19 protein-coding genes are annotated in these 21,812 nt (G+C 68.4%); 10 read left to right on the top strand and 9 right to left on the bottom strand.

From position 1 onward, the window contains the following. Window positions 1-73 precede the first annotated feature (73 nt). The 6 genes from ASD47_RS01740 (at window position 74) to ASD47_RS01765 (ending at window position 9,740) form a co-directional block, all read left to right on the top strand. Window positions 74-2,848, top strand: a complete 2,775-nt coding sequence (locus ASD47_RS01740; RefSeq protein ID WP_056751544.1) for a TonB-dependent receptor — start codon at window positions 74-76, stop codon at window positions 2,846-2,848. A gap of 202 nt (window positions 2,849-3,050) precedes the next feature. After that, window positions 3,051-5,309, top strand: a complete 2,259-nt coding sequence (locus tag ASD47_RS01745; RefSeq protein ID WP_056750676.1) for a TonB-dependent receptor — start codon at window positions 3,051-3,053, stop codon at window positions 5,307-5,309. Window positions 5,310-5,320: 11 nt separating this feature from the next. Next, the gene (locus ASD47_RS01750) at window positions 5,321-6,493 is read left to right on the top strand and encodes an MFS transporter (RefSeq protein ID WP_235525724.1); all 1,173 of its coding nucleotides are present in this window, start codon (window positions 5,321-5,323) and stop codon (window positions 6,491-6,493) included. Between the two features lie 67 nt (window positions 6,494-6,560). Continuing rightward, a complete protein-coding gene (locus ASD47_RS01755) occupies window positions 6,561-7,262 on the top strand; it encodes a TetR/AcrR family transcriptional regulator (protein ID WP_056750682.1) in 702 nt (233 codons plus the stop codon). Window positions 7,263-7,302: 40 nt separating this feature from the next. Continuing rightward, window positions 7,303-8,577: a D-arabinono-1,4-lactone oxidase gene (locus ASD47_RS01760; protein WP_056750685.1), complete on the top strand. Its 1,275-nt coding sequence runs from the start codon at window positions 7,303-7,305 to the stop codon at window positions 8,575-8,577. Between the two features lie 11 nt (window positions 8,578-8,588). After that, window positions 8,589-9,740, top strand: a complete 1,152-nt coding sequence (locus ASD47_RS01765; RefSeq protein WP_056750688.1) for a DSD1 family PLP-dependent enzyme — start codon at window positions 8,589-8,591, stop codon at window positions 9,738-9,740. Window positions 9,741-9,746: 6 nt separating this feature from the next. Here ASD47_RS01765 and ASD47_RS01770 read toward each other — a convergent pair whose 3' ends face one another. Both ASD47_RS01770 and ASD47_RS01775 read right to left on the bottom strand, forming a co-directional pair. Then, window positions 9,747-10,364 carry a flavin reductase family protein gene (locus ASD47_RS01770; RefSeq protein ID WP_056750691.1) on the bottom strand — a complete coding sequence of 206 codons (618 nt, stop codon included), beginning with the start codon at window positions 10,362-10,364 and terminating at the stop codon, window positions 9,747-9,749. 60 nt (window positions 10,365-10,424) lie between these two features. Next, the gene (locus ASD47_RS01775; protein ID WP_056750693.1) at window positions 10,425-11,114 is read right to left on the bottom strand and encodes a sigma-70 family RNA polymerase sigma factor; all 690 of its coding nucleotides are present in this window, start codon (window positions 11,112-11,114) and stop codon (window positions 10,425-10,427) included. A gap of 321 nt (window positions 11,115-11,435) precedes the next feature. Between ASD47_RS01775 and ASD47_RS01780 the strand changes: the two genes are divergently transcribed. Beyond that, a complete protein-coding gene (locus ASD47_RS01780) occupies window positions 11,436-12,104 on the top strand; it encodes a response regulator transcription factor (protein WP_056750697.1) in 669 nt (222 codons plus the stop codon). Between the two features lie 218 nt (window positions 12,105-12,322). Here ASD47_RS01780 and ASD47_RS01785 read toward each other — a convergent pair whose 3' ends face one another. Continuing rightward, entirely contained in the window at window positions 12,323-12,565 is a 243-nt protein-coding gene (locus ASD47_RS01785; protein ID WP_156402064.1) for a hypothetical protein, read from the bottom strand. A 332-nt stretch (window positions 12,566-12,897) separates the two neighbouring features. Between ASD47_RS01785 and ASD47_RS01790 the strand changes: the two genes are divergently transcribed. From ASD47_RS01790 to ASD47_RS01800, 3 genes are read left to right on the top strand one after another with little or no spacing between them, the layout of a single operon-like run. Beyond that, the gene (locus ASD47_RS01790; RefSeq protein ID WP_056750704.1) at window positions 12,898-13,149 is read left to right on the top strand and encodes a hypothetical protein; all 252 of its coding nucleotides are present in this window, start codon (window positions 12,898-12,900) and stop codon (window positions 13,147-13,149) included. Next, complete coding sequence (locus ASD47_RS01795) at window positions 13,146-13,328, top strand: hypothetical protein (protein ID WP_056750707.1); 183 nt, start codon at window positions 13,146-13,148, stop codon at window positions 13,326-13,328. Before ASD47_RS01790 ends, ASD47_RS01795 begins: the two co-directional genes overlap by 4 nt. Window position 13,329: 1 nt before the next feature. Beyond that, complete coding sequence (locus tag ASD47_RS01800) at window positions 13,330-13,524, top strand: hypothetical protein (RefSeq protein ID WP_056750709.1); 195 nt, start codon at window positions 13,330-13,332, stop codon at window positions 13,522-13,524. Between the two features lie 53 nt (window positions 13,525-13,577). Here the strand turns inward: ASD47_RS01800 and ASD47_RS01805 are convergent, their stop codons facing one another. From ASD47_RS01805 to ASD47_RS26450, 6 genes are read right to left on the bottom strand one after another with little or no spacing between them, the layout of a single operon-like run. Next, window positions 13,578-14,285, bottom strand: coding sequence for a response regulator (locus tag ASD47_RS01805; protein WP_056750712.1), 708 nt, complete (start codon window positions 14,283-14,285; stop codon window positions 13,578-13,580). Between the two features lie 7 nt (window positions 14,286-14,292). After that, complete coding sequence (locus tag ASD47_RS01810) at window positions 14,293-16,971, bottom strand: sensor histidine kinase KdpD (RefSeq protein WP_056750714.1); 2,679 nt, start codon at window positions 16,969-16,971, stop codon at window positions 14,293-14,295. Next, on the bottom strand, window positions 16,971-17,552 hold the full coding sequence (gene kdpC, locus ASD47_RS01815) for a potassium-transporting ATPase subunit KdpC (RefSeq protein WP_056750718.1): 582 nt from the start codon (window positions 17,550-17,552) through the stop codon (window positions 16,971-16,973). Before kdpC ends, ASD47_RS01810 begins: the two co-directional genes overlap by 1 nt. Before the next feature lie 27 nt (window positions 17,553-17,579). After that, complete coding sequence (gene kdpB / locus ASD47_RS01820; RefSeq protein ID WP_056751547.1) at window positions 17,580-19,664, bottom strand: potassium-transporting ATPase subunit KdpB; 2,085 nt, start codon at window positions 19,662-19,664, stop codon at window positions 17,580-17,582. Window positions 19,665-19,682: 18 nt separating this feature from the next. Then, window positions 19,683-21,395 carry a potassium-transporting ATPase subunit KdpA gene (kdpA, locus tag ASD47_RS01825; RefSeq protein ID WP_056750721.1) on the bottom strand — a complete coding sequence of 571 codons (1,713 nt, stop codon included), beginning with the start codon at window positions 21,393-21,395 and terminating at the stop codon, window positions 19,683-19,685. 13 nt (window positions 21,396-21,408) lie between these two features. Beyond that, complete coding sequence (locus tag ASD47_RS26450; protein WP_156402065.1) at window positions 21,409-21,501, bottom strand: potassium-transporting ATPase subunit F; 93 nt, start codon at window positions 21,499-21,501, stop codon at window positions 21,409-21,411. Window positions 21,502-21,812: the final 311 nt, after the last annotated feature.

The following is a 21,812-nucleotide window of genomic DNA, read 5'->3' on the forward strand; positions in this document are numbered from 1 at the left end:
TTTGCAGTAATTTGCACAACGAAGCTGGATCACCGCGGCGAAACCGCGGGAACCGATTGGGAGGGAGCCTATGATGACGACCAATTCCATGCCGCGCCGAACGCGATTGATGAGCGGAGCCGCCACCGGCCTGGCCCTGCTGCTGGCGACCGCCGGCGCCGCCCACGCTCAGGACACCGCCGCGCCGACTCCCGACGCCGTCGAGGAAATCACCGTCACCGGCATCCGCGCGGGCATCGAGAACGCCATCGCGCTGAAGAAGTCCTCCAGCTCGATCGTAGAGGCCGTGTCGGCCGAGGACATCGGCAAGCTGCCCGACACCTCGATCGCCGAGTCCCTGGCCCGCCTGCCCGGCCTGACCGCCCAGCGCCTGGACGGCCGCGCCCAGTCAATCTCGATCCGCGGCCTGGGCCCCGACTACAACACCGTGTTGCTGAACGGCCGCGAGCAGGTCTCGACCGGCGACAACCGCGGCGTCGAGTTCGACCAATATCCGTCGGAAATCCTCAGCGGCGTGCTGGTCTACAAGACGCCCGACGCGGCCCTGATCGGCCAGGGCCTGGCCGGCACCGCCGACCTGCAGACCATCCGCCCGCTGAAGTACGGCAAGAAGGTGCTGTCGGCCAACGCCCGCTACGAGATGAACAGCGAAGACAAGCTGAACCCGGACGCCAAGGACACCGGTCACCGGCTCAGCGCCACCTTCGTCGACCAGTTCCTGAACGACACCCTGGGCGTCGCCGTGGCGGTCTCGGACATCTCGAGCCCGACCCAGAGCCGCCGCTTCAACGCGTGGGGCTATCCCACCACGGCGTCCGGCGATCTGGTCATCGGCGGCGCCAAGCCGTACGTGCAGTCCAACAACCTCAAGCGCACCGGCGTGATCGGGGTGCTGGAATACAGCCCCACCGACAAGTTCCACACCTCGCTGGACCTCTACTATTCGAAGTTCCGCGAAAAGCAGATCCTGCGCGGCATCGAGCTGCCGCTGTTCTGGAGCTCGGCCAGCTTGCAGCCGGGCTACACGGCCCAGGACGGCCTGATCACCAACGGAACCTACACCGGCGTGAAGGGGGTCATGCGCAACGACCTCAACACCCGCCACACCACTCTGAAGTCGGCCGGCTGGAACATCGCCTACGACACCGACAACGGCTGGACCCTCGCCGCCGACCTCAGCCATTCGGACGCCAAGCGTCGCGACGTGATCTTCGAATCCTATTCGGGGACGGGGCCGTCAGGGGTCGGCGCCACCGACACCCTGACCTTCAACACCACGCCCGGCGCGGGCACCACCTTCGGCTCGAGCCTGGACTACACCAACTCGACCCTGTTCGTGCTGACCGATCCCCAGGGCTGGGGCGCCGGCGCCAACGGCGGGGCCGCCACGGGCGGGGCCGTGACCCAGGCGGGCTTCTACAACACCCCGGCGATCAAGGACGAGCTGAACGCCGTCCGCCTGAGCGCCAAGCGCGACTTGGCGTGGGGTCCGATCAACAAGGTCGAGTTCGGCTACAACGCCAGCCGTCGCGAGAAGTCCAAGGAAGTCCACGAAAGCTTCCTGACCTTCGGCGGCGCCATCGCCCAGGGCGCGCCGCTGAGCCGCCCGATTCCCAAGGAAGCGTTGATCGGCACGGTCAGCCTTAACCTGATCGGCATCAAGGCCATGCTGGCCTATGACCCGACCTACCTGCTCGACAACGGCGTCTACACCCTGGTCGCCGACCAGAGCCCGGCGGTCCAGACCCGCAACTGGGCGGTCAAGGAAGACGTGCAGGTCGCCTACGCCAAGTTCGACATCGACAGCACGGTCGGCGCGATCCCGATCACCGGCAACGCCGGCCTGCAGGTGGTCCATACCGACCAGTCCTCGACCGGCACGCGGGTCAATCCGGCCGACACCGCCCATCCGACCAGCAACGACGGCGGCGACAAGTACACCTATGTCCTGCCCAGCCTGAACCTGACGTTCGACCTGAGCAACGAGACCTTCCTGCGGTTCGGCGCGGCCCGCACCCTGGCCCGGGCCCGGATGGACGAACTGCGCGCCAGCCAGTCGTTCAACCAGAACCTGTCGAACCTGACCTCGACCGACCCGAACACGTCGTACTTCAGCACCGAAGGCGGCAATCCCCAGCTGCGGCCCTACATCGCCGACGGCGTCGACGTGTCGCTGGAAAAGTACTTCGGTCGCTCGGCCTACGTCTCGGCCGCCGCCTACTACAAGAAACTGTCGAACTTCGTGAACTCCGGCGCCTCGACGATCGAGGACTTCTCGCCGTTCCTGTCGCTGCTGACGCCGACCCAGCAATCGCAGCTAGGCACCCCCCAGGGCCTGGCCAAGGCGCCGCAGAACGGCAAGGGCGGCTATATCCGCGGCATCGAACTGTCGGCCTCGATCCAGGGCGACATCTTCTTCGAGCCGCTGCGCAACTTCGGCCTGATCATCAGCGGCTCGTACACCGACAGTTCGGTCAAGCTGGACGACAACACCGCGCCCATCGACATGCCTGGCCTGTCGAAGACGGTGATCAACACCACGTTCTATTACGAGAACAACGGCTTCAACGCCCGAATCAGCAACCGCTACCGCAGCAAGTTCCTGGGCGAGGTCGCCGGCCTCAGCGCCGCGCGGATCTACCGGACCGTCGACACCGAGTCCGTGCTTGACGCCCAGATCGGCTACGAGTTCCGGCAAGGTCCGCTCAACGGTCTGTCGATCCTGCTGCAGGCCAACAACATCACCGATGAGCCGTTCAAGACCTACCAGAGCGGCGATCCTCGCCAGACCATCGACTACCAGAAGTACGGCACCACCTACATGGTCGGCGTTTCGTACCGGTTCTAAAGACGTCCCCCTCCCCTGCAACTCCCCGCCGGCCCCTCCGGCGGGGATTTTCTTTTTGGACGCCCTGGAGGGGCGGCCGACCGCGCCGGCTTGGCGTGGGTCACGTTGGCCTGGCTGGCTGAACAGCGCTCCATGAACGCTGCTTGCCATAATGATAGTTATAACTACTATCTCCTGGCAAAAGCAGTGACGGGGGTATGGAATGCGAAAGCTCCAGGTGCTCGCGGGGGTCGCCGGCGCGGCGATGATGACAGCGGCGGGCCAGGCCGGCGCCCAAGAGGCGACCGCGCTCGACGAGATCGTCGTCACCGCCCAGAAGCGCGCGGAAAACCTCCAGGACGTGCCGGTCTCGGTCACCGCCCTGACCGCCGACCAGCTCAAGGACCAACGGGTGGGCGACGTCCTGGCCCTGTCGGGTCTGTCGCCGGGCCTGCAGATCAAAACCGACGACAATGCCGCCAACCCACGCATCTTCATCCGCGGCATCGGGGTCAACGACTTCAACCCCAGCACGGCCAGCGCGGTCGGGGTCTATGTCGACGGGGTCTATGTCGCCTCCCCCCTGGCCCAGATGTCAGGCTTCTACGACCTGCAGCAGGTCGAGGTGCTGCGCGGACCGCAGGGCACGCTCTATGGCCGCAACACCACCGGCGGGGCGATCAACGTCACCACCAAGAAGCCCAGCGCCACGCCTGAAGGCGACCTGGCCGTCGACTACGGCCGGTTCAATTCGCTCAACGTCCAGGGCGGCTTCGGCGGCCCGATCGCCGACACCCTGGCCTTCCGCATCGCCGGCCTCTACGACAAGAGCGACGGCTACACTCTCAACCGCCTGACCGGGAACAAGGGCAACGACGCCGACCGCAAGGCCGTGCGCGGGGCCCTGCGCTGGACACCCGACGACAAGCTGACGGTCGACGTCTCGGCCAGCTACAGCAAGTCCAGCGGCGGCTCGATCCTGACCTATAACCGCTCGCTGGTGGCTCAGACGGCCGAGGCGGCCAGCACGGCTGATCCCGACCCGACCTTCGGCTACATCTTCTGCAAGCCGGCCTACTACACCTCGGGCCAGTGCACGAACGTCGCCGGCTACGCCAACACCAGCACCAACAAGTACCAGGGCGACTACCGCTTCGAGGGCAAGGACATCGTCAAGCTGTTCGGGGCGACCAGCGCCATCAGCTACGACTTCGGCGGGGTGACGCTGTACTCGATCACCGGCTACCAGCGGGCCAAGAGGGACGACTACGAAGAGACCGACGCCAACCCGATCTCGATCTTCGACGCCCGCTACATCGCCCAGCAGGACACCACCAGCCAGGAGTTCCGCCTGCAGTCGAACGGCGCCACGGCCCTGCGCTGGGTCGCCGGCCTCTATGGCGCCCGCGACAACCTGGACAATGACAGCCACTACAACGTGCTGGAGGCGCTGCGCGTCCCCGATCCGGTCAACAACCCCACGGGCATGGATCCGGCCAACAGCGTCGGCGTGTTCGGCTGGCCGCTGCACCAGAAAACCACCAGCTACGCCGCCTTCGGCCAGGTGGACTATGACCTGACCCCCAAGCTCACCCTGACCGGCGGCCTGCGCTGGTCACAGGACAAGAAGACCTTCCACTATGTTAGCGACGTCGATTACGGCCTGCTGACCCTGTTCGAATACGACAACCAGAAGACCTTCAGCTCGATCTCGGGCCGGGTGGGCCTGCGCTACGCGATCAACGACGACGCCAACGTCTACGCCACCTACAATCGCGGGACCAAGAGCGGCGGCTTCTTCAGCGGCCAGACGACGGATCCGGACGACCTGGGCCCTTATCGGGACGAGACCGTCAATGCCTACGAGGTGGGCGCCAAGAGCGAGTTCCTAGACCGCCGCCTGCGGGTCAATGTCTCGGCCTTCTACTATGATTACAAGGACCTGCAGGTCTATACGGTGATCCAGCGCAACGGCCTGCCGGTGCAGCTGTTCACCAATGCCTCCAAGGCCCGGGTCTATGGCGGCGAGGCCGAGATCGAGGCGCGGCCGACGGCCGGCCTGTCCCTGACCTTGGGCGCCTCGCTGCTGAGCGCCGAGTACAAGGACTTCCAGTCGCTGGGCGAGGACTATTCGGGCAACACCCTGCCCTCGGCGCCGAAGACCAGCCTGAACGGCGCGGCGCGTTACGAGCACCCGGTGGGCGCCGGCAAGCTGATCAGCCAGCTGGACTTCACCTATCGCGGCAAGGTCTATTACGACACCGCCAATACCGAGCGGCTCAGCGACAAGGCCCGGGCCTATGTCAACGGACAAGTGGGCTGGGCCTTCGCCGACGGGCGCTACGAACTGGGCGTGTGGGGCAAGAACCTGGCCGACACCACCAACATCTCCGACATCACCCCGATCGCCGCGTTCGGATTCGACGTGTTCAGCATGGGGCCGCCGCGCACCTACGGCCTCTATCTCCGGGCCAGGTATTGAGCGCGGCCGAGATGCCGGCCGCGGTCTCGCCGCCGCCCGTCGCGGGCGCCTGGATCGGCGCGCCGCCCAACTTGATCCAGCGCCTGACGGTGTTCTGGATCGGCTTGGTCGGGGTGCTGTTTCCCGGGGTCGGGCCGCTGCTGTTGGGCGGGCTGGAGGGCGCTGGCCGCCTCACCGCCAACCAGCTGGGCTTGGCCGGCATGGCCGAGCTGGTGGCCATGGGCATCGGAGCGGCGGTTCTCGGCCCGCTGTTCGGCGAGCGCCGGCTGCGACTGGCGGCCGTGAGTTGCAGCCTGGCCCTGGCGACCCTGGATCTGGCCACCACCCGCGTTTCGGGCGACCCGTTGATCCTGGTGCGCGCCGTCGCGGGGCTTCCGGCCGGCGTGATGATCTGGCTGATCACCGGCATGATCGTCCGTTCGCCGCGTCCAGAGCGTTGGGCCGGTCTCTACCTGACCATCCAGACCCTGTTGCAACTGGGCGTGGTCAGTGCGATCGGCGCCTTTGTCGTCGGGCGGTTCGGTCCGGACGGCGGCTTTGTGGTGCTGGCCGCCCTCACCGTCTCGGCCGCCCTGGCCGGCTTGGCCATCCCCGGCGCCTATGCCCTGTTGGTCGAGACCGAAGACAACCCCAAGGGCCTGCCCAGCGCGCGGGGCTGGATCGCCCTGGCCGCCGTCTTCTGCTTCCAGGCCTTCATCCTGGCCGTCTGGATCTATGCCGAGCCCTTGTCGCGGCAGGCCGGACACCCGGCCGAGGTCGCCAGCGCCGCCTTCGCCGTGTCTCTGGCCGCCCAGGTCGCGGGCGGCGCGGCGGCCACGGCCCTGGCCGGACGGCTGTCGTGGTTCTGGTCGCTGGCCGTCGCCGTGGTCCTGGCGATCGGCGCCCTGTTCGTAATGGCCAGCCTGCCGTCAGCGGCGGTGTTCCTGGTCGCGGCCGGCGTGTTCGGCTTCGTCTGGCTGTTCGCCTCGCCCTATCTGACGCCGCTGGCGATCGAGGCCGATCCCAGCCGCCGGGCGGCCTTGCTGGGGCCGGGCGCCAGCCTGCTGGGCTGCGGCGCAGGACCACTGCTGGCCTCATTCGTCGTCACCGGCGCCGACGTGCGGCCCGCGGTCTGGCTGGGCGTCGGCCTGGCCCTGGTCACTCTGATGATCGCGGCCTTCCTGCACCTGACAAGGTCGCGCTAAGACGTCGAAGTGATTGGTTTTTCCCTCGAAGCGCTCTAGTTCGGAACGGACTTGAAGGAGAGACCGCATGCCGAAGGCGACGGCCCGGAAGTCCGCCAGCCCCGACATCGCGCTGGACGCCAAGCTGCAGCCGACCCAGGCTCGCGGCCAGGACACCTACGAGGTCGTGCTGGCCACGGCCGGCGAGATGCTGGGTGAGATCGGCTTCGAACAGCTGACCACCAACGCCATCTGCAAGCGCGCCGGCCTGACCCCGCCGGCCCTCTACCGCTATTTCCCCAACAAGTACGCGATCCTCAAGGAGCTTGGCGACCGGCTGATGAAGGCCCAGGACGAGATGGTCTTCGCCTGGATCGAGAGCGGCGGTCTGGAGGGCGATACGGCGGCCGAGCGCATCGACAAGAACGTCGCCATGCTGACCGAGATGATCGAGATGACCCGCCGGTTCCCCGGCGGGGCGGCGATCGGCCGGGCCCTGCGCGCCGTCCCAATGCTGCAGCAGTTGCGCTTCGCCTCGCGCGACATGGTGGCCGGCCAGTTCGCCGAGATCCTCAAGATGCGCTACCCGGCCGCGCCGGACGGCCGGGTTCGCCTGGCCATGCGGATGATGGTCGAGCTGACCTATTCGGCGACCGAGATGGCGGTGGAGGAGCCGGACCAGGACGCCCTGGCCCTCAGCCGCGAGGTCTGCCTGCTGTTCGAGCGTTATTTCGACACCTTTGGCGACCCGTCGCTGGTTCCATGGAACGACGTCTTGCAAGAACGGTAGTTTTTACTATCATACCGACGTCGCAGACGGAGAGATGCGGATGACGGGGTGGAGCAACTGGTCGGGCAGCGTCACGGCCTCCCCTCGCCTGGTCGCCCGGCCGCGCGACGCCGGCGAGCTGGCGTCGATGATCGGCCAGGCCGGCAAGGTGCGCGTGGTCGGGGCCGGCCACTCTTTCATGCCGCTGTGCCAGACCCACGACCTGCTGCTGAGCCTGTCGGACTACGAAGGCGCGATTGAGGTCGCGCCCGACCGCAAGACCGTCTGGGCCCCGGCCGGCTGGAGCCTCAAGGCGCTGACGGCGGCTTTGTGGGACCAGGGCCTGTCGCTGATAAACCAGGGCGACATCAACCCGCAGTCCCTGGCCGGCGCCATCTCGACCGGCACCCACGGCACCGGCGCGGAGCTGGGCAGCCTGTCGACCCAGGCCTGCGGCTTTCGGCTGATGACCGCCGACGGCGCGATCGTCGAATGCGGTCCTGACCAGAACCCCGAGCTCTACCAGGCCCAGCGCCTGTCGCTGGGGCTGCTGGGCGTCGCCGTCGAGATCCGGATCCACGTCGTTCCCGCCTATCACCTGGAGGAACGGGTCGAGCGCCGCCCCCTGGCCGAGGTCGCCGAACGGCTGGACGAGTTGGCCGCCGCCACCCGCCACATGGAGTTCTTCGTCTTCCCCTATTCGGACGAGGTGATCTTCAAGACCCTGCACCCCGTCGAGGTCGAGGCGACCGCCCCGCCAGCCAAGGAGATCGGCGAGGACAGCGAGGCGACGTTCAAGACCATCTGCGACATCTGCGCCGCCGTTCCGATCCTGACGCCCTCGCTGCAGCGGCTGATGATGCGAATGATGGGCAAGGCCAGCCGGCGCGTCGGCCCGGCCTACGCGATCTTCCCGTCCGAGCGGAACATCCGCTTCGAGGAGATGGAGTACGAGCTGCCGCGCGCGGCCGGCTTGCCGACCCTGAGGGCGGCCATGGCCCATATCCGCAAGCGCCGCCTGCCGATCACCTTCCCGTTCGAGTTCCGCCTGGCGGCCGGCGACGACATCTGGATGAGCCCGTTCAACGCGGGTCCCGGCGCCTCGATCTCGTTCCACCAGTACGCCAGGATGCCCTGGCGACCGGCCTTCGCCGAGATGGAGGCGGTGCTGCGCGACGGCGCGGGCCGTCCGCACTGGGCCAAGCGCCACACCCTGACCACGGCCGACGTCCACCGGCTCTATCCGCGCGCCGGCGATTTCGTCGCCGCCTGCAAGACCTGGGACCCGGCCAGCAAGTTCGCCAACACCCACCTGACCCAGCTTTTCGGCCTCTGACGGGAACCGCCATGACTGACCAAGACCTGCATGCTGGCCTGATCGGCGCCCAAGGCTCGCGCCGCGACCTCAACACCCCGGTGCTGGTGATCGACCGCCCGGCCCTGGAACGCAACATCGCCCGGATGGCGGCGTTCGCGGCCGAAAAGGGCGCCAAGCTGCGGCCTCACGCCAAGACCCACAAGAGCGTCGACATCGCCAAGCTACAGATCGCCGCGGGGGCCGTAGGCCTGTGCTGCGCCAAGATCGGCGAGGCTGAGATCCTGGCCGACGGGGGCGTGACGACCGGTCTGCTGATCACCTCGCCCGTGGTCTCGGCGCCGGCCATCGCCCGACTGGTCGCCCTGAACGGCAGGACCACCGACCTGATGACGGTCGTCGACCATCCGGCCAATGTCGCCGCCCTGGGCGCGGCCGCCAACGCCGCGGGCAAGGCGCTGCGGGTGATCATCGACCTGGATCCGGGCATCCATCGCACCGGCGTGGCCTCGCCCGAGGCGGCGGTCGCCCTGATGCAGGCGATAAAGGCCCAGCCGAGCCTGATCTATGCCGGCCTGCAGTGCTATTGCGGCATGCAGCAGCACATCAAGGGCTTCGCCGACCGCAAGGCCAATCTGGAGGACCGCGGCGCCTATATCCGCTCGGTGATCGACGCCCTGACCGCCGCCGGCGGCCCGCCGCCGATCGTCTCGGGCTCGGGCACCGGTTCGCACCGGATCGACGCCGAGTTGGGGATCTTCACCGAGTTCCAGGTCGGCTCCTACGTGTTCATGGACGGCCAGTACCTGGTCTGCGACATCGCCGGCGACGGGGTGGACCAAAGCCCCTACGAGGCGGCCCTGCTGATCGACGCCCGGGTCGTGAGCGCCAACACGCCGGGCATGGTCACGGTCGATGCCGGCTTCAAGGCGCTGTCGACCGACGCCGAGCCGCCCACGGTGCTGGGCGGCGCGCCGGACGGGTCGCGCTACTTCTTCATGGGCGACGAGCACGGCGCCATCCTGCCGCCATCCGGCACGACGCCGCCGGGCCTGGGCGAGCGGGTGATCCTGGGCGCGCCGCACTGCGACCCGACCGTGAACCTCTACGACACCTACCACGTGGTGGACGGCGACACCCTGGTGGCGCTGTGGCCGGTGTCGGCGCGGGGACGTTCGCGCTAGAGGCGGTCAGCCTGGCCGGAACATCTGGAACTTCCCCGCCTCGTCGATCCCGAAATAGTCGCCTGCCCCGCCGCCCCTCAGGATCGGCTGGGCGGCCACGGTGTCGTAGACGCCGTCGACCAGCAGCGCCTGGTCAATATGGACCATCACCACCTCGCCCAGGGTCAGCCAGGCGTCCACCGGCGCGCCCTCGGCGTCGTTGAGCCTGACGATCTGGGTCAGGCGGCATTCGAAGGCCACGGGGCTTTCGGCCACGCGCGGCGCGGCGACCCGCTGGGAGGGCGCCGCCGTCAGGCCCGCCAGGGCGAACTCGTCGACATGGTCGGGAACCATGGCCGAGGTGGCGTTCACCGCCTGGGCCAGGGGCCGCGTCGCCAGGTTCCAGACGAACTGGCCGGTCTCCTCGATATTGCGCACGGAGTCCTTCCAGCCCGTGCTGGAAAAGCCGATGATCGGCGGCTTGTAGTTGAAGGCGTTGAAGAAGCTGTAGGGCGCGAGGTTGCGCACGCCCGCGGCGCTGACCGTCGAGATCCAGCCGATCGGCCGGGGCGCGACGATGGCGTTCAGCGGATCGTGCCGCAGGCCATGGCCCGCCTTGGGATCATAGGAATGGATCGCAGTCATCGGCGCCTCGCTCGTCGAGGCTGGTCTTAGGGCGATGCGTCGTGATCCGCCAGCCGCCGCTCAGCCGGCGCGCGCCTCCGACCGGTTCGACAATTCGGCCAGGATCAGGTGCGCCGCCCGCGAGGCGGGTTCGGCGTCGTGCTCCACTTCGCCGTGATCCAGAAGCGAGACCAGCTTGGCGCGCGCGCGGCAGACCCGGCTCTTCATCGTCCCCTCGGGCACGTCGCACATCTCGGCGGCCTGCCGATGGGAAAACCCGCCCGCCCCGACCAGGATCATCGCCTCGCGTTGTTCGTCGCTCAAGGCGTTGAGGGCGTTGCGCAGGTCGTTGAGGATCAGCGACTGGATCTGGGCGCCGCCGACACCGGGGATTTGCGCGCTGGCGGCCGGATCCAGGGGCGTCTCGCGCCACCGGCGCCGGCGTTGTGAATAGAAGTGGTTGCGGGCGATCTTCATGAGCCAGCCCTTGAGGTTGGTGCCCGGCGTGAACTGCGCTCGGTGCCGCCAAGCCTTGAGCAGGGTGTCCTGCGCCAGGTCGTCTCCCATCGTCGCATCGCCGCAAAGGCCGCGCGCGAAGGAACGAAGAACCGGGATATTGGCCACGACCTCCTGCCTGAAATCGTTCTCGTCGAGCAAGGCCGAACCGTCCGACTGAGATACGAAGCTGCGGGCCTCGTTCGAGAGCGCGGTCTCCGATCCGCTCCAGCGAGCGGAGGTCTCAAGAAGTTTCGCGGTCGGGCTGATGTCCATTATGGGAACTCCGAAGGTCAGGCGCAGGCGGCGTTCGGACTTTCCGCCGGGCGCGTGCTCGCCTCAATCAGGTGAAACCCTGGCTGTGGGCGGCCATCGCGAAATTCAGCGAAGCTTGGCGCGAATCCGGCGCAAGGCGCTGAGTCGAAAAGGATCTCCCGGGTCGTCGTCGCGCCATGATCTGGTCGTATGGCGTGCAGGTATCGGAATGAACAACTATAAGTTCTTCGGCGAGGCGCCCTCAACCTCGCGCGGAAAATTCAGCAAGCGCTTCAGCCCAAAACAGACAATCATGCCGCCCGCCCGGAGCGAGAATCGAACATGCCCTTGCCTAGCGCCCCAACCATCCTGCTGGCCGACGATCATTCGATCGTGCGGGCAGGACTGCGCGAGGCGCTGGAATCTCAGCCGGGCTGGACCATCTGCGGCGAGGCGTCCAACGGCCGCGACGCGATCCGCCTGGCCAGGGAACTGGTGCCAGATGTCATGATCCTAGACATCAGCATGCCGGACCTGAGCGGCGTGATCGTGGCCCGCGACGTGCGCAAGCTGAAGACCCATACCGAGCTGCTGATCTTCACCATGCACGACAGCGAACAGTTGCTGCGCGAGGTGTTCAGCGCCGGCGCGCGCGGCTTCGTGCTGAAGTCGGCCCCAACCGACCACATCATCGCCGCGGTAGTCTCGCTGCTGAACCACAAACCCTATTTCTGTCCAGGCATCACCGACGCCGTGCTGCGCGGCTACCTTTCGCCCGGTGTCCACGGGCTTGGCGACGTGATCGAAGGGGCGGAAACCTTGACCACGCGGGAACTGCTGATCGTCCAGCTTTTGGCCGAGTCCCGAAGCAACAAGGTCATCGCCTCGATGCTCGACATCAGCGTCAAGACGGTCGAGAGCCATCGCGGCAACATCATGCGAAAGCTCGGCGCCCATTCGCTGGCCGACATCGTGCGGTACGCCATCCGCAACAAGCTGATCGAGGCCTAATCGGGTGGGAGGAGAGCCGGCCCGAGACATGCGTCGGGACATGAGGGCCGGCTCTCGGCTCGCGACCACGGCTCGCTCTTGGGGGTTGAGCGCGCGGTGGCTTGCCAAGGGAAATCGGGGGTGACGCTTGGCGAGCGAGCGGCAGCAGAGTGAGGCCGTAACCGCTCCAACGCCATCAGGTCAAACCCTAGGTCGGCGCGAGAAAACCCCTACAGGCGTCAGGCCAGGTGGATCGAACTCTTGATCGCGCCGCCAGCGACCTCCTTCTGGCGAGCGCGTTCGATCGCGTCGTCCAGCAGTTTCAGGAACTCGGTCTGCATCTGGATCGACTCGAGGTCCGTCGCCCTCGCCCCGTCCAGGGTCGACCGCCGGATTTCCTCAAGCTGCTCGAGCGACAGCGCCGCGCAGAGCCGCAGGCTGAGGAACTGAAGCGCGGCTACTCGAATCTCAAGATTTGTCATCGGCAAGTCGCTGCGAAACAAGGTGCGAGCAGATACGGACGGGGGCGCGGCCGTCGACCATCGACGCAGGACAGCCATAACCACTGGGTTCAAGCGTCGCCATGGCGGACTCCCCAAGCGCGAATCCCGCGACGCGCGAGAGTAGAACGGACGAGACGCGGTTTGGCCCGCCTCAATTGTTAACTAGTGCAAATGAGGGGGAAAGAGGGGGGGCGGCGGCTGGGCATTCGCGAAATGGAAAAGCGTCGAAGCTATTGGAGCGGGATCGCGCTATGATGGCTGAGCCGGTAATCGTCCCGCGCCACGCGGGATCGCCGGCCTGAAAGGACCTCATGTCCGACCGACCGGACGCGCGTCAGGCCACGCGCTGGACCGCCCTGCTCGACCTGGTCGGCATTCACCAGATCACGGCGCAGGAAATCCGCGCCGAGACGCTGTTCCTGGGGAGCCGTCACCAGGGACGGATCGTCGAGGGCGCCCGGCTGGAACTGAAGTCGCCCGAACTCTCCGCCCGTCGCGGCGCCCTGCTGCGGGCCGTGATCCGCGCGACGCCGGCGACCGCCGCCGTGGAGACCGACCAATGACCGACGAGGAAGCCCAGGTCCTGCGCCGCGAAAACGACTATCTCAAGCGCCGTAACGCCCAGCTGCAGGACGACGTCACCAGCCTGGGCGGCCAGCTCCTGCGCCTGCAGCAGGAATTGGAGCGGATGAGCGGCCGCCGCGCCGCAGCCTCGCCCGATCCCCTGTCGGGCGGCCAATAGAATGACGCTTTCCCCGGGACAGCTCGTGGCCTTGAAGAACCTCGCCCGCAAGAAGGCCGGCGAGGCCGTCGACTGGATCAATATCGCCGATGCGCGTGTGTTGACCGACCTGGGCCTGGCGGAGCGCAACGGCGGCGGCTGGGTCATCACGACGGACGGCGTCGCCGCCCTGGCGAGCCAGAACGTTTCCGAATGAAGTCGTAACCACTTGAAGTCATGTAGCTATCGGCAGCAGAATTCGTGCGATATTCAGTCGCCGATGAAGCGGTAGCCGATCCCCGGTTCTGTCAGGATCATCGTCGGGGTCGATGGGTCGGCCTCCAGCTTCTGGCGCAGCTGGCCGACGAACACGCGCAGGTACTGGGTGTCCTGGGCGTGGGCCGGCCCCCAGACCGCGGTGAGCAGGTCCTTGTGAGTTAGCACCTTGCCCCGAGCCTGGGCCAGGCGGGCCAGGACCTCGTATTCGCGCGGCGAGACCTTCACCACGGCGCCGTCGCGGATCACCAGGTGCTTTTCCAGGTCGATCTCGACCGCTCCCGCCCGGATCGGCGCCAGAGGGCCCTGGGCCTGGCCGCGCTGGCGAAGCGCCACGCGAAGACGCGCCAGCAACTCCCCGACTCCGAACGGCTTTTCCACATAGTCGTTGGCGCCCAGGTCCAGGGCCTGGATCTTCTCGGCTTCCCGATCGCGGGCCGACAGGATGACGATCGGGCCCTCGTAGAAGGCGCGGGCCTTCTCCAGCACCGCCTTGCCGTCCATGTCGGGCAGGCCCAGGTCCAGCACCACGGCGTCCGGCGACCACAGGGCGATGCCGCGCAGCCCCTCCTGGCCGCTGTCGGCCCGCAGCGGCTCGTAGCCGGCGGCGTCCAGGGCCGGACCGAGGAATCGATGGATCTGCGGTTCGTCGTCGATGATCAGGATGCGTTGGCGCATTCCCGTGGTCTTGGCGGCGCTCATGGCTTGGTCATAGCAGATGATGCGGAGTCGCGATCGCCTTGGGCAGGCTGATCAGGATCCGAGTTCCCTTGCCATCGTGGATCGGGCTGGCGGCGGCGATCCGCCCGCCCATGGCGTCGACGAAGCCCTTGGAGATCGACAGGCCCAGGCCCGCGCCCTGGTGGCGGTCGGTGGGCTCCTCCATGCGGCGGAACTTCTCGAACACCTGCTCCAGCTCCGCCGTCGGAATGCCCCGGCCCTCGTCCTCGATGCTGATCACCACGTTGGAGCGGTCCTCGTAGGCGGCCATCTCGATCCGGGCGCCGTCCTGGCTGTAGGCGATGGCGTTCTCAAGGATGTTGACCACGGCCTGTTCCAGCAGGCTGGAATCGGCGCGCACCAGGCTTAGCTCGACGGGAAAATCGCGGGCCAGGATTCGGGTCTCCAGCCGTCGCGAGACCCGCTCGGCCGCCGCGCCCAGCACGTCGCGCACGTCGGTCCAGTCGGTGCGCAGCCGCAGCGCCCCGCCCTCCAGCCGGGTCATGTCCAGCAGGTTGCCGACATAGCGGTTCAGCCGCTCGGCCTCCTCGCGGATGCTGAGCAGCAGGTCGTCGCGCACCGCCGCCGTCATGCCCTTGCCATAGTCGATCAGGGTGCTGGAGGCTCCGAGCACAGTGGACAGCGGCGTGCGCAGATCGTGGCTGATCGAGTTCAGCAGGGCCGAGCGGAAGCGGTCGGCGCGACGCAGGGTTTCGGTCTCGACGGCCTCGGTCGCCAGTTCGGCGCGCTCCAGGGCGACGGCCCCCTGCTCCAGCAAGGCCAGCAGCAGTCGTTCGTCCTCGGAGCCGGCGACCATGGCCCCGGCCTCGACGCCGGCCACCCCGGCCCGCGAGCGCACGCCCTCCAGGGGCCAGAAGGTCCAGCGGGTCTGTGGCAGGGTGCCGGTGCCGAACCCCGCCGCCTCGCCCCTCTCCCACGCCCACCGAGCGGCGGCCATCGGCGCGGCGTCCAGCTCCTCCAGCGTCGGCGCGCCGGCGGCGGGCTGAAGTTCGCCGTTGGCCGGCAGCAACACCACGGCCTTGGCCCCGACCGCCGCCGCCGTCTGCTCGGCCAGGGCCTTGGCCGCCGCCTCGCGCCCGGCGGCCGCCGAGAAGGTCCGGCTGGCGGCCAGCAGGGCCGAGACGGCCGAGGCCCGCCGCTGGGCGTCCCGGCCCTGGTCCCGCACCCGCCCCGCCAGCCCGCCGGCGGCCAGGGCCACGGCCCAGAAGACCACCAGGGTCAGGAAGTCGGTCGGCGTGCCGATCGCGAACGAATGGCGCGGCTCCAGAAACATGTAGTTGTAGACCAGGAACGCCACGGTCGCCGCCGCCAGGGCCGGCCGCAGCCCGCGCAGCACCCCGGCCGCCAGCACCGCGGCCAGGAAGATCATCCCCAGGTCCACGCGGTCGAAGGCCACGTCCAGGCCCCAGGCCACGACCGTCGCGGCGGCGACGCAGCCGGCGGCCAGCAGGTAGGCCGTCCAGTCCACCCTTGGTCGGCGGGCCGGGACCTCGACGACCGCCTCGTGGGTGGCCTCGGTGACGACGTGGATCGCCGCCCCGCGCGCCTCGCGCAGCAGGGCCGCCGCCAGCGACCGTCCCAGCAGCTCGCGCCAGCGGCTGTCGGCCGACTTGCCGATGACGATCTGGGTGACGTTGTTGCGGCGGGCGTAGGCCATCACCGTGGCGACGATGTCGGCCCCGCTGAGCACCACGGTCGAGCCGCCCAGCTGCTCGGCCAGCTTCAAGGCGTCGCGCAGCCGGGCCGCCGCCGCCGGGCCCCTGGCCGGCTGGTCCAGGCGGTCGACGTGGGTGACCGTCCAGGGCGCGTCCATCATCATGTCCGACAACCGCCGGCCGGCCCGCACCAGGCCCGAGGCCATGGCGTCGCCGCCGACCAGCACCAGGATCCGCTCGCCGGCCGCCCACGGGCCCTCGACCCCCTTCTCGCGCATGGCGGCGACCAACTGGTCGTCGACCGTCTGCGCCGCACGGCGAAGGGCCAACTCGCGCAGGGCCGTCAGGTTCTCGACCTTGAAGAAGTTCTCGGAGGCCAGGCGCGCGGTCTCGGGCACATAGACCTTGCCCTCGGTCAGCCGCTCGCGCAGCTCGTCGGGTGTGATGTCGATCAGTTCGATGGCGTCGGCCCGCGACAGGGCGCTGTCGGGGACAGTCTCGCGCTGACGCACGCCGGTGATGCGCTGGACGACGTCGACCAGACTTTCCAGGTGCTGGACGTTCAGGGTGGTCCAGACATCGATGCCGGCCGCCAGCAACTCCTCGACGTCCTGCCAGCGCTTGGGGTGGCGCGAGCCTGGGGCGTTGGAATGGGCGTATTCGTCGACCAGCAGCAGAGCCGGCCGGCCGGCCAGGGCCGTGTCGAGATCGAACTCCATCATCACGTGGCCGCGATGGTCGATCGGCTTGCGCGGCAGCACGTCCATGCCGCGCAGCAGGCTTTCGGTCTCGCGCCGGCCATGGGTCTCGACCAGGCCGATCAGCACGTCCTGGCCGTCGGCCTTGCGGCGGCGAGCGGCGCGCAGCATCTCGTAGGTCTTGCCCACGCCGGGGGCCATGCCCAGGAAAACCTTCAGGCGCCCCCGGCCCGCCTTGACGGCGGCGGCCAGGAGCGCCTCGGGATCAGGTCTTTTCGGATCGTCAGCCGGCACTAGCCGCCTTTCGGAAAGCGGGCGTCGAGCGCCCGGTTGACCACCAGCACATTGACCCGCGGCTGGCCGACGAAGCCGAACAGCCGGCCCTGGACCTGGCCGTCGATCACCGCCTGGACGGCGGCGAGCGGCGCCCCCCGCGCCCTGGCGACGCGCGGCGCCTGGAAGCGGGCGTAGTCCGGCGAGATGTCCGGGTCCAGGCCCGAGCCCGAACTCGTCACCGCGTCGGCGGGGATGGTCGCGCCCGGGTTCTCAGCGCGCAGGGCGTCAGCGTCGGCCTTGACCCGCTTGGCCAGGGCCTCGTTCAGCGGGCCCATGTTCGAGCCGCTGGACGCCGAGGCGTCATAGCCGTTGGCGCCGGACGCCGACGGGCGCGGGTGCAGGTAGCTGGGCTGGGCGAACGCCTGGCCGATCAGGGCCGAGCCGACGACCGCGCCGCGCGTATCGCGCACCAGGCTGCCGTTGGCCTGGGTCGGGAACGCGGTCTGGGCGAGCCCGGTGACGGCCAGCGGATAGGCCAGGCCCAGCAGGACCGTGAACAGGCTCATGGAGACGATGGCGGGTCGAAGTTGGGAGAGCATGACTTTTGAGTCTCCGAGAATTGCAGCTTAGGCCAAGCCGAGGCCGGATACGATCAGGTCGATCAGCTTGATGCCGACGAACGGGGCGACCAGGCCACCCAGGCCGTAGACCGTCAGGTTGCGCGACAGCAGCTTTCCGGCCCCGATCGCCCGGTATTTCACGCCTTTCAGCGCCAGCGGGATCAGTGCGACGATCACCAGCGCGTTGAAGATCACCGCCGACAGGATGGCGCTCTGCGGGCTGTGCAGGCGCATGACGTTCAGCGCGCCCAGGGCCGGCAGGGCCACCACGAACATCGCCGGGATGATGGCGAAATACTTGGCCACGTCGTTGGCGATCGAGAAGGTCGTCAAGGCGCCGCGGGTGATCAGCATCTGTTTGCCCACCTCGACGATCTCGATGACCTTGGTCGGGTCGCTGTCGAGGTCGACCATATTGCCGGCCTCCCGCGCGGCCTGGGCGCCTGTCTGCATGGCCACCCCGACGTCGGCCTGGGCCAGGGCGGGCGCGTCGTTGGCCCCGTCGCCGCACATGGCCACCAGCCTGCCCCTGCCCTGCTCCTCGCGGATCAGCCGCAGCTTGTCCTCGGGCGTGGCCTCAGCCAGGAAGTCGTCGACCCCCGCTTCCGAGGCGATGGCGGCGGCGGTCACCGGGTTGTCGCCGGTGATCATCACCGTGCGCAGGCCCATGCGACGCAGGTCGGCGAAGCGTTCCTTGACGTTGGGCTTGACCACGTCCTTGAGGTGGATGACCCCGACCAGGACGCCGTTCTCGCTGACCGCCAGCGGCGTGCCGCCCGAGCGGGCGATGCGGTCGACCGCGGCCGTCACCTCGGCCGGGACCTGCTTGGGATCCAGGGCGAGCGAGCGATAGACCGCGTCCACCGCCCCCTTGCGCCATGACACTCCGCCCGCGTCGAGACCCGACTGACGGGTGGTGGCGCTGAAGGCGATCGAGGTCGCGCCCTCAGGCGCTTCGATGACGATCCCCTGGTTGCGGCCCAGCTCGACGATCGAGCGCCCTTCGGGCGTCTCGTCGGCCAGGGAGGCGCTGACGGCGGCGCGCAGGGCGGCGTCGGGACGCACGCCGGGCGCGGCGATAACCTCGGTGGCCATGCGGTTGCCGAAGGTGATTGTGCCGGTCTTGTCGAGCAGCAGGGTGTCGACGTCCCCCGCGGCCTCCACGGCCCGGCCGGAGGTGGCCAGCACATTGTGCTTCATCAGCCGGTCCATGCCGGCGATGCCGACTGCCGACAGCAGCCCGCCGATCGTGGTGGGAATGAGGGTGATGAACAGCGCCCCCAGCACCAGCGGATCCAGGGCCACGCCCGAGAACCGGCCCAGGCCCAGCAGGGTGACGACGGCGATCAGGAAGATCAGGGTCAGGCCGGCCAGCAGCACGGCCAGGGCGATCTCGTTGGGCGTCTTGCGACGGTCCGCGCCCTCGACCATGGCGATCATGCGGTCCAGGAACGTGCCGCCCGGCGAGGCGGTGACCCGCACCTTGATCCAGTCCGACACGACGGTGGTGCCGCCGGTGACGGCCGAGCGGTCGCCGCCGCTCTCGCGGATGACCGGGGCGCTCTCGCCGGTGATGGCCGCCTCGTTGACGCTGGCCATGCCCTCGATGATCTCGCCGTCCGTCGGGATGATGTCGCCGGCCTCGACCAGGATCACCTCGCCTGGGACCAGCTTGTGGGCGGCGGTCGGGATGATGGTTCCGGTCTTGTCGTCGATGATCAGCTTGGCGTTGGTGGTCACGCGGGTGGCGCGCAGACTGTCGGCGGCGGCCTTGCCCCGTCCTTCGGCGACGCTCTCGGCCAGGTTGGCGAACAGCACCGTGGCCCAGAGCCAAGCCGCGAGCTGGATCGCGAAGCCAGCCGCCTGGTGGTTCGCCAGCGCCGCGACGGCCGAGACCGTCGACAGCAGGGCCACGATCCAGGTGGCGAAGATCACCGGATTGCCGGTCAGCTTGCGCGGGTCCAGCTTGACGAAGGCGTCCTTGGCCGCGCGGGTCAGGATGGCCGCGGACAGGCCGCCGGTCAGGGCGCTGGCCTTGCGCCGGCCCTCCCCGGTCTGGGGCTCGTCCAAGGGAGCTTGAAGGGTCGTCATCTTCAATCGCCTTTGCGATCAGGACGCGTGGGCGACCGCGGCGAGCACCTGGAAGTGCTCGACGATCGGACCCAGCGCCAATGCGGGGAAGAACTGCAGGCCGCCCAGGATCAGGATCACCCCGACTAGCAGGCCGATGAACAGGCCGCCGTCGGTGGGCAGGGTCCCGGCGGACGGGGCCAGCTTGGGCTTGGCGGCCAGCGAGCCGGCCATGGCCAGGACGGCGATGATCGGCATGAACCGGCCCATGGCCATGGCCACGCCCAGGGTCGCGTCCCACCAGGGGGCGTTGGCGGTCAGGCCGGCGAAGGCCGAGCCGTTGTTGGCCGTGGCCGAGGTGTAGGCGTAGAGGATCTCCGACAGGCCATGCGGGCCTGTATGCATCAGGCCCTTCAACGCTTCGGGCAGGACCGCGGCGACGGCCGAGAAGCCCAGGGTCGAGACCGGGATGGCCACCACGGCCAGGATCGACAACTGCACCTCGCGGGCCTCGATCTTCTTGCCGAGATATTCGGGGGTACGGCCCACCATCAGGCCGGCGACGAACACCGACAGCACGGCCATGACCACCATGACGGCGATGCCCGAGCCGATGCCGCCGGGCAGGATCTCGCCCAGGTGCATCAGGAACATCGCCATGCCGCCGCCCAGCGGCATCAGGCTGGAATGCATGCCGTTGACCGAGCCGTTCGAGGCTCCGGTGGTCATGGCGACCCAGGCGGCCGTGGCCGGGGCGCCGAAGCGGGTCTCCTTGCCTTCCAGATTGACCGAGGCGTCGACATGGGCGGCGACCAGGGCCGGCGGGCTCTGCGTCTCGGTGACATAGATCGTCGCCGCGCCGGCCGACAGCAGAACCACGCCCGCCACGACCAGGGCCCGAATGTCCTTCCGCGCCAGCACGCTGCGGCCGAAAGCGAAGAAGGCGGCCCAGCCGAGCACATCGATCGAGACGGCCGTGATCAGGTTGGTCAGCGGCGTGGGGTTCTCGAACGGATGGGCCGAGTTGGCGTTGAAGATCCCGCCGCCGTTGATGCCCAGCATCTTGATGGCCTCCTGCGAGGCCACGGCGTAGAGCGCGATCTTCTGGTCAGCGCCTTCCAGGGTGTGGGCGGTGACGCCGGCGGCCAGGGTCTGGGGCAGACCCAGGGCGACCAGAACCACGGCCAGCAGGAACGACAGCGGCAGCAGCACGTAGAGCGTGGTGCGCACCAAGTCGGCCCAGAAGTTGCCGACCCCCTCGCCCCTATTGGCGACAAACGCCCGGGCCAGAGCCGCGGCGATGGTCGCGCCGGTGGCGGCCGAGACGAAGTTCTGGGTGGTCAGCACCAGCATCTGGCTCAGCGTCGACATCGTCGACTCGCCGGCATAGCTCTGCCAGTTGGTGTTGGTGACGAAGCTGATCGCGGTGTTGAACGACAGGTGTCCGGACAGGCCGGGGAAGCCTTGCGGGTTCAGCGGCAGCACGCCCTGCAGGCGCAGCACCGCATAGACCAGCAGGAATCCGACCAGGTTGAAGGCCAGCAGCGCGCCGGCATAGCCGTACCAGCTCTGGCTCTTGGCCGGATCGACGCCGCAGGCCTTGTAGAAGACGGCCTCGACCGGACGCAGCACCGGATCCAGCCAGGTGCGCTCGCCGTTCCAGACCCGCGACATGTAAACGCCCAGCGGCCAGCCGATCGCGACCGCCAAGCCCAGCGTCAGGGCGATTTCCGCCCAGCCTTGCCAATTCATGGGATGAGTTCCGTCAGAACTTGTCGGGTCGCAGCAGGGCCACGACCATGTACGCCGCGACGACGAACGCCCCGGCTCCCCACAGCACGTTCACCAGCATGGTCACACGCGCCTCAGGGCGGCGGCGAAGGCGGCGAAGGCCAGGAACAGCCCGCCGCCCAACGCCAGGAAGATGAGATCAGCCATCCTTGGCCTCCAGCTAACTTGGCTGGAAAGGACCATGAAGGCGCGTAAGGGCTCCATTCGCCATGGCGCGGGTCTGCGTAAGGGGAGCGTAAAGGCGGTGTTGGTGGGGCCGTGCGTCCTTCGAGGCCCGCTAATGCCGGCGCCTCAGGATGAGGACCGGTGGTCGCGACCTTGCGGAATTCCTCATCCTGAGGTGCGAGGCGTAGCCGAGCCTCGAAGGACGCACCCCGC

It is taken from the genome of Caulobacter sp. Root1472 (assembly GCF_001426985.1).
In the GTDB taxonomy this organism is placed as follows: Bacteria; Pseudomonadota; Alphaproteobacteria; order Caulobacterales; family Caulobacteraceae; genus Caulobacter; species Caulobacter rhizosphaerae.